This is a genomic window from Kitasatospora sp. NPDC034023 (assembly GCF_055575795.1).
Genome location: NZ_JBVIRY010000048.1, coordinates 22,329 through 28,958 on the forward strand (window position 1 = coordinate 22,329; position 6,630 = coordinate 28,958).

At 70.9% G+C, this 6,630-nt stretch carries 9 protein-coding genes and 1 pseudogene; 4 read left to right on the top strand and 6 right to left on the bottom strand.

Going from position 1 to position 6,630, the window contains the following annotated elements; translation table 11 throughout:
• Positions 1 to 337: 337 nt before the first annotated feature.
• Together ACZ52R_RS38710 and ACZ52R_RS38715 are read left to right on the top strand one after the other, a co-directional pair.
• A complete protein-coding gene (locus ACZ52R_RS38710) occupies positions 338 to 1,225 on the top strand; it encodes a 3'-5' exonuclease (protein WP_465755087.1) in 888 nt (295 codons plus the stop codon).
• Positions 1,226 to 1,242: 17 nt separating this feature from the next.
• Positions 1,243 to 1,527 (top strand): hypothetical protein, encoded by a 285-nt coding sequence (locus ACZ52R_RS38715; RefSeq protein ID WP_465755088.1) that lies wholly within the window; start codon positions 1,243 to 1,245, stop codon positions 1,525 to 1,527.
• A gap of 65 nt (positions 1,528 to 1,592) precedes the next feature.
• On the opposite strand, the gene ACZ52R_RS38720 is transcribed toward ACZ52R_RS38715, so the two are convergent.
• The 5 genes from ACZ52R_RS38720 to ACZ52R_RS38740 form a co-directional block, all read right to left on the bottom strand.
• Entirely contained in the window at positions 1,593 to 2,099 is a 507-nt protein-coding gene (locus ACZ52R_RS38720; protein WP_465755089.1) for a hypothetical protein, read from the bottom strand.
• Positions 2,100 to 2,377: 278 nt separating this feature from the next.
• Entirely contained in the window at positions 2,378 to 3,340 is a 963-nt protein-coding gene (locus tag ACZ52R_RS38725; protein WP_465755090.1) for a hypothetical protein, read from the bottom strand.
• Positions 3,337 to 3,792 (bottom strand): hypothetical protein, encoded by a 456-nt coding sequence (locus ACZ52R_RS38730; RefSeq protein ID WP_465755091.1) that lies wholly within the window; start codon positions 3,790 to 3,792, stop codon positions 3,337 to 3,339. The genes ACZ52R_RS38725 and ACZ52R_RS38730 overlap by 4 nt, the downstream gene beginning before the upstream one ends.
• The gene (locus ACZ52R_RS38735) at positions 3,789 to 4,184 is read right to left on the bottom strand and encodes a hypothetical protein (RefSeq protein WP_465755092.1); all 396 of its coding nucleotides are present in this window, start codon (positions 4,182 to 4,184) and stop codon (positions 3,789 to 3,791) included. Before ACZ52R_RS38735 ends, ACZ52R_RS38730 begins: the two co-directional genes overlap by 4 nt.
• A gap of 166 nt (positions 4,185 to 4,350) precedes the next feature.
• Positions 4,351 to 4,767, bottom strand: a complete 417-nt coding sequence (locus tag ACZ52R_RS38740; RefSeq protein ID WP_465755093.1) for an ATP-binding protein — start codon at positions 4,765 to 4,767, stop codon at positions 4,351 to 4,353.
• Positions 4,768 to 4,918: 151 nt separating this feature from the next.
• Here ACZ52R_RS38740 and ACZ52R_RS38745 point away from each other — a divergent pair, with 151 nt between their 5' ends.
• Together ACZ52R_RS38745 and ACZ52R_RS38750 are read left to right on the top strand one after the other, a co-directional pair.
• On the top strand, positions 4,919 to 5,845 hold the full coding sequence (locus ACZ52R_RS38745; protein WP_465755094.1) for a helix-turn-helix domain-containing protein: 927 nt from the start codon (positions 4,919 to 4,921) through the stop codon (positions 5,843 to 5,845).
• A complete protein-coding gene (locus ACZ52R_RS38750; protein WP_465755095.1) occupies positions 5,842 to 6,060 on the top strand; it encodes a DUF397 domain-containing protein in 219 nt (72 codons plus the stop codon). The genes ACZ52R_RS38745 and ACZ52R_RS38750 overlap by 4 nt, the downstream gene beginning before the upstream one ends.
• A gap of 93 nt (positions 6,061 to 6,153) precedes the next feature.
• Here the strand turns inward: ACZ52R_RS38750 and ACZ52R_RS38755 are convergent.
• Positions 6,154 to 6,630 (bottom strand): annotated as a pseudogene (locus ACZ52R_RS38755) (hypothetical protein); the annotation flags it as partial.

Consider the following 6,630-nt stretch of genomic DNA (forward strand, 5'->3'; position numbering starts at 1 on the left):
GATGCGGCCGCTGCCGTCGAAGTTGAAGGCCGCGATGGAGGCCCGGCGGACGTGCCCGGTGTGTGCGGTGGTGCGGGACTACATCGTGCGGGGCGGCCGGTGCGGGGTGTGCCGGGGACGGGCGGAGGCGGCGGAGAAGCGGCTACGGCTTCGGACGTGCGGGGAGTGTGGGCGGCAACGCCCGCAGGGGCGGCCGTTTCCGCTGGTCCGGGATCGGTACTGGTCACGCAGGCTGTGCGCGAGCTGCCGAAGGACGGTGGCGGCTGCGCGACGGGAGGCGGACGCCAAGTGGCTGGAGTCGGCGGTGGTCTGCTCGGGGGAGGGGTGCACGGTGCGGGTGGCGACGCTGAAAAAGGCGCGGGCATGGCGGCGTGCGAACCGGTTCACCGGCGCGTATTGGCGGCCGCGGACGTGTGCGCCGTGTTTTGAGCGGCGGGAGGCTGAGCGGGTCGCGTGGGCGGCGGAGTCGGCCGCCCGGTGGGCGGAGCAAGAGGCCCGGTGGGCGGAGGATCGGGAGGAACGGCGCCGGGAGCGGGTGTTGGAGGTGGAACGGCTGGAGGCGTGGGCGGCGGAGGCGCTGGCCGATCCGCGTGCTGTCGTCCTGGATTGTGAGACCACGGGACTGGAGTGGGACGCGCGGATCGTGGACCTGGCGGTGGTGTCGGTGGGCCGGGAAACGCTGCTGGACTCGCTGGTGGATCCGGGAGTGGCGATCCCGGCGGAGGCGGAGCGTATCCATGGGATCGGGGCCGCGATGGTGGCCGGGCAGCCGGGGTTCGGGGACCTGGTCGGCCGGCTCGGCAAGGTACTGGACGGGCGCCGGGTACTGATCTACAACAAGCCGTTCGATACCGCCAGGCTGAGGCACGAACTCGGCCTGTACTACACCGATCAGGTGGCGCGGGAGGCTGCGGACGGGGTGTTCGCGGCGGAGGAGCCATCGGAGGACCTGGGGGAGCGGGTGCGGGTGGAGGCCTCGGCGCGGACGGCGGCGTGGATGGCGCGGGCGTCGTGGGAGGACGTGATGGTGCCTTTCAGTGACTGGGTGGGCCAGGAAGACGAGTACCACGGCGGGTACCGGTGGCAGCGCCTGAACGGCGGTCACCGGGCCCTGGGGGACTGCTTGGCGGTGGTCAGTCGGCTTGAGGAGATGCGAGGTCACGGCCGTACGGGCGTGCCCGCTCAGGACGTCCGGCAGGACCGGGGCCTGGAGGTCGGTTCCTGATGGTACAAATCCGCGTCATGTCAGACGATTGGGAACGGGCGAGCCGGGTGTTGGAGCTGATGCTGCCGCTGTTGCGGGAGTCGCCGGACCTGGTGGTGGGCGACACCACGCGGCTGATTCACCGTGGTGGCGGGGGCCGGTTCGTGGTCGACGTGTCGCCCGTCGATGACGGCCCGGATGGTGGCGGGAGCGGGACGGAGTGGGTGCGGGCGGAACGGACGGACCGCCCTCGGCGGGCGGAGCGGCCGCGCCAGGGCGTCGGTGGTGGGCGGCGCGCGCTGCCGCCGAGCAGCTCGCGGTGACGGGTCCGGGCGCCCCGGCGGGCTGGTCCCCACCCCGGGGCCAGCCCGCCATTCGCGTCCAGGGATCAGCCGGCGGCTGTCTCCCCCTCGTCGGCGGTCGCGGTGCCGACCACCACCGTGTACGCCGACCGCCCGGCCGCGTGGTGGGTGTCGCCGCGGTACTCGCCGGTCTCCGGGTCCGGGTAGGACACGGCCATGGTCAGCGCCCACTCCTCCGCGTCGGCGCGGTGCCCCGGCACGCGGGCCAGGCTGAGGCTGTGCACCTCGACGTCGGCGGCGTGCAGGGTCCAGTCTGCGGCGGTCTGCAGTGCCTTCGCCGCCGTGGTCCCGTTGCACACCACGGCCGTGTACGCGACCACGGACACGTCCGCGTCGTCGTCCAGCGCGCCGCCGTTCTTCTGCATCACCCGGACCGCGCTGGCGGCCAGGGTGACGTCCCGCTGCAGAGCTCGCGCGGCCGGGTGCTGGCTGGGCAGGACGACGGGCTGGGCCTGGACCACCGCGGGCAGCGCGGCGGCCTTGACCACCACGGGCAGCTCGGTGTCCTGCGTCGGGGAGGTGCTGTCGTTCACCGTGGGTTCTCCTTCTGCTGGTTGGGGGCGGGAGATGCTGGGGCGGTGCACTGCTGGCACAGCCGGGTCCGGCGGTAGTCGGTGGGGCGGCGCTGGCGGGGGATGCCCCGGGCCTGGCGGGCGTCCTGCTCCTCGATCCGCCCGACGGCGGCGGCGGGGTCGCGGTAGTAGCGCCACCGCCAGACCGCGGTCTGGGATCGGGTCGTAGACCCACCGGGTCGGCCGGCTTCGCACCACGGGCGAGCACACGGTGGTCCACCACCACGGCCGGGCGGTGCTCACCTTGGCAGGGCGAGCGGCCGGGCGGTTGTCCAGCCCGCGGGCACCAACAGCGCGTCCTCGTCCGCGGACGGCGGCCGGCCGATCCGGCACGTCGTCTCGATGGCCTGGGGCTGCCGCTGGATCAGCCAGCGCCGGACGTACTCGGCGATCACCTGGTGCAGCGCCATCGTCACGGGCTCGATGCCGGTCGCCCACACGCCGTCAGGGCGCACGTGCACGACGTGGGGACCGACGACCAGCGCACACCCCGGCCCCCATCCGGCTACACCGATCTCGGCCGCGGTGATCCGGTCGTCCTGGCCAGCCAACCAAAGCCAGAGGTCCAGAAACCGGATGCGCCTGGGGCGCGTCAGCAACGGCCCAAGCCACACCGGTTCGTCCTGGGCCGGCGCCTGCCACTCGGGGGCCCACTGCGGGTCGCCCTGCTCGACGGCGGCGGCCTCCCCGATCTCGTACAGCCGGCCCTCGGCGGGCCGCGGTCCGGCGGCCGGCGAGTCGACCGCCAGCACGCGCCCGTACAACAGGCCGTCACCCGCGTGCGGGCCGACCAGCACCCATGGGTGCAGGCCTCCGACGGCAACCGGCGCGACGACCACGCCACCGGGGGCGAGCTGGTCCAGCCACCGCGGAGAGATGCCGCGGACGCCCGCGGTCACCACGACGAGATCGAACGGGCCGACGTCCGGCCGACCCTCGAACGGGTCGCCCACCTGCGCGTCGACCACGCCGGCCGCGCGGCCGCGCGGGCCGAGGGCGGCCCGGACGTCCTCGACCTCGGCGAGCGAGCCGCGGACGCTGGCGACCGGCCGGCGGGTGCGCGCGGCGAGCTCGACCGCAGCCGTCCCCGGCCCGATCTGCAGCACCCGGTCCCCGGGACGAACCACGGCCGCCAGATACTCGGGCAGGTCGGCCGGCGCCTCTCCGGCTGTGCGCGCGGGGTCTGCTTCCGTGGGCTTCATCGGGCGGCCTCTCCGTACTGCGGGGCGAACTGGGCTGCGGGGTAGATTCGTTGGGCGTTCTGGGCGGCCATGGGTACCACGGCGACGGTGATCACGTGCCCGTTCCTCAGCCTCCAACTACGTTGGTAGGGGCGGAGATTGGAGAGGCCGGCCAGGGCGGCGTACAGCTCCTCCATGTCCTCGCTCCACCGGCGGACGGCTGTGCGGCTGCGGGGCGCCATCACCACGCCGTAGGCGAGCGTGATGCGCCGCATCGCCCGCATGGCCTGGCCGGGGGTCTTCACCGGCGGGCACTCCTCGGTCTCGACCTGGAGCCCATCCCGGTCGCACCGGGTGAAGTGGAGCCGAATCCCGCCCGGTACGGCCGGCGGGTACAGCGTCCGCAGCATCTCCAGCGGCCAGGGCTCGGGGCACGTGGCCAGTGGCGGGGTGGCCAGGGTCGCGGGGGTCATCTCCCCACCTCCACCGCGACTTCGCCGCGGGGCTGCCAGAGCTTGACGGCGAACTGGTGCTCCGTCCCGACGCCGACCACCGGCAGGGTGTAGGGCTCGTGGACGGCGAGCCGGCGGCGGACGTGCTCCTGCTCGTCCTCGTCGGCGAGCCAGGCCAGGACCGGCGCGGCCAGCACGGGCGGCAGCTCGTCCGCCAGCTGCTGGGCCTGGAGCTGCAGCCACCACGCGGCGAGCCAATCGGTCTGCGCCCGCGTGCGGATCACCAGCGTCGGGGTAGGACGGGCGTCGGGCCGCTCGTCGGCGGTGCACTCGTACGGGCCGTCCACCACCGTGCGCGGCCTCGACGGCGGGCCCGGCTGGACCGGGGGAAGAGGGTGTAACAGCTGCAACATTTTGGGGCTCCTCGCTGGGGGCTCCTGGTGGTCGGTCAGGGCAGCCGCCCCCGCCGCGGTGTTGTGGACACGGAGCGGTCGGGGGCGGCCGTCGGCGCGCGCCGGGGGACGCGCGCCGCTGAGCCGGCCCGGGGTCCGGGGGGATGGACCACGCGGGGTCGGCGGTCTAGGCGACCGACGGCTCTTCCGCCGCCGGTACCGGGGGAACGTCGATCTCGAACCAAACGGCTTTGCCGATCACGCGTTCATCGACGCCCCACCGGCTCGCCAGGTGCTGGACGATCGCGAGACCGCGACCGTCTTCGGCCTCTCCGTCGGCGAACCGCCGACAGGGGATCGCGTCGCCCTGGTCTCGGACCTCGACCCGCAGGCGGGCGGTGTCCAAGTGGTACGACACGGCCACCTGACGCCCGGCGCCGTGCCGGACGGCGTTGGTCAGCACCTCGGAGAGGATCAACTGCACGTCGTCCGTCTGGGCTTGCAGCTCCCACTCCTTTGCGAGCTCTGCCGCGCGGGTGCGGGCCGCCTTAACTGCTGACGGACGGCGCTGGTACCTGGCCTGACTCTCACGTACTCCCGACATAGGTTCCCTCCGACGGGCAACCGGGGCTGACGCGCAATCAAGATCCACTAGGCGTGATGGATCAATCACAGCACGTGGCGACGGTGGATACTCTGCACTACCGACCCACTAAAGTGCAAGGTCTCTACTTTAGGGAGTACGTACGTTCGTTGTGCGCTCCGACAAGAGCGGGCAGACTGGCCCGTACCGGCCCAAGGGGAGGCTCACGAAGTTGCCGATCAACACCAGCCCAACGATCCGACAGCGGCGGCTCGCCCGAATTCTGAGGGATCTTCGGGTTGACGCCGGTTTGAAGCACGCTGACGCCGTGGCCGCCCTGAACTGCGCGGAATCCAAAATGACGCGCTTGGAAAATGCGCAATCCGGAATCCGGCTACCCGACCTGCGCGCCCTGCTCGATCTCTACGGCGTTGCCGATCCAACCACCAGGACCCAACTGGAGACGCTGGCGAAAAGCGCGAACCAAAAGGGCTGGTGGAGTCGATATTCCGACGCCATCGCCTCCGCATACGCCGCGTACGTGACGGTGGAATGGGACGCCTCGGAAATCTACAATGTAGAGACTCACCTAGTTCCGGGACTCCTTCAAATTCCCGACTACACCCGCGCTCTGATCCGCCTACAAGCTCCGGACGCCTCAGAAGAGGCAGTGGAAACTCAGGTTAGCGTTCGGGCTGAGCGGAGGAAGGTGCTTGCCCGCGCCAACCCCCTGCAACTGTGGGTCGTCCTCTCTGAATCCGTCCTGTACACGCAGGTAGGAGGGCCGGAGATAATGGAGCAACAGTTGCGATTCCTCCTCAATGCAAGCGAGGAACCCAACATTGAGCTGCAGGTTCTTCCACGGGCTGACCCTATGAACTCCTGCCTGTATGGCCCATTCGTCATCATGAGTTTCCCTGGCCAGTATGAGTCTGATGTTGTTTACACGGACTCGCCCACCAGCACGGTGTACTACGAAGAAAGTCACGACGTAGAGACCTACACCACGCTGTTTCGACGCCTCAACTCGGCGGCGTCCAGCGTCAACGATTCCCGCAATTTGATTCGCACAGCATTGACAGAAATGGCACGAAAGTGACGCACATCGAATCTGCTTCCGCCGCCAATCTCGCATGGAGGAAGTCCAGCTATTCGGGGAACAACAACAATTGCGTGGAAATCGCGGAACTGCCGGGCTACGTGGCGGTTCGAGACTCGAAAGACCCTGACGGCCCCGCATTGGTCTTTCCTCAGTCGGCCTGGAACCTGTTCGCGCTGAGCGCCAGTAACGGTGAATTCCGGCCTGAGGCCTAGGGCGAACACGAGAACTTCGACCGTACGCAGGTGAGTTGCTAGCTGAATAGACAGGAAGGGCCGACCTGGAGAGGTCGGCCCTTCCTGTCGCTGCTACCGGCGACGCGCGCGCGGGGTTCGCTTCGGCTGGCTCCGCTTGGTCTTGGTGGCAGTAGGCGTCACGCCGCTGGTCCCCTCGACAGCCACCACGCTGTCCTCATGCTGTGTCAATCGTGCCTCGGCCTGGGCCAGTCGCGCGCGCAACGCCCTGGCCACCCCCGCCTCGAATCCCCGGCGGGACTCGGCGAGCTCCTGCCGTGCCTGCTCGGCGGCGGCTTGGTGCTCGGCGACGGCGGCCGCTCCGGCCTCCTCGACCTCGGCGAGCCGCCGGCGGAGCTCGTCCACCTCGGCCTCGGCGGCGTCGACTCGGCCGGCCTGCTGCTCGGCCTGCTGCTGTGCGTCGGCGGCGGCGGCTTGGTGCTCGGCGACGGCGGCTGCCCCGGCCTCCTCGACCTCGGCGAGCCGCCGGCGGTGTGCCTCCTCGGCGGCGCTCAACTCCGCCTGGACGTCGGCGAGCTGCTGGCGTGCCCG

Bases quoted from the DNA above. Each gene is read 5' to 3' on its own strand.
- ACZ52R_RS38715 (WP_465755088.1), top strand. From the start codon at position 1,243: ATGTCAGACGATTGGGAACGGGCGAGCCGGGTGTTGGAGCTGATGCTG.
- ACZ52R_RS38725 (WP_465755090.1), bottom strand. From the start codon at position 3,340: ATGAAGCCCACGGAAGCAGACCCCGCGCGCACAGCCGGAGAGGCGCCG.
- ACZ52R_RS38730 (WP_465755091.1), bottom strand. From the start codon at position 3,792: ATGACCCCCGCGACCCTGGCCACCCCGCCACTGGCCACGTGCCCCGAG.
- ACZ52R_RS38735 (WP_465755092.1), bottom strand. From the start codon at position 4,184: ATGTTGCAGCTGTTACACCCTCTTCCCCCGGTCCAGCCGGGCCCGCCG.
- ACZ52R_RS38740 (WP_465755093.1), bottom strand. From the start codon at position 4,767: ATGTCGGGAGTACGTGAGAGTCAGGCCAGGTACCAGCGCCGTCCGTCA.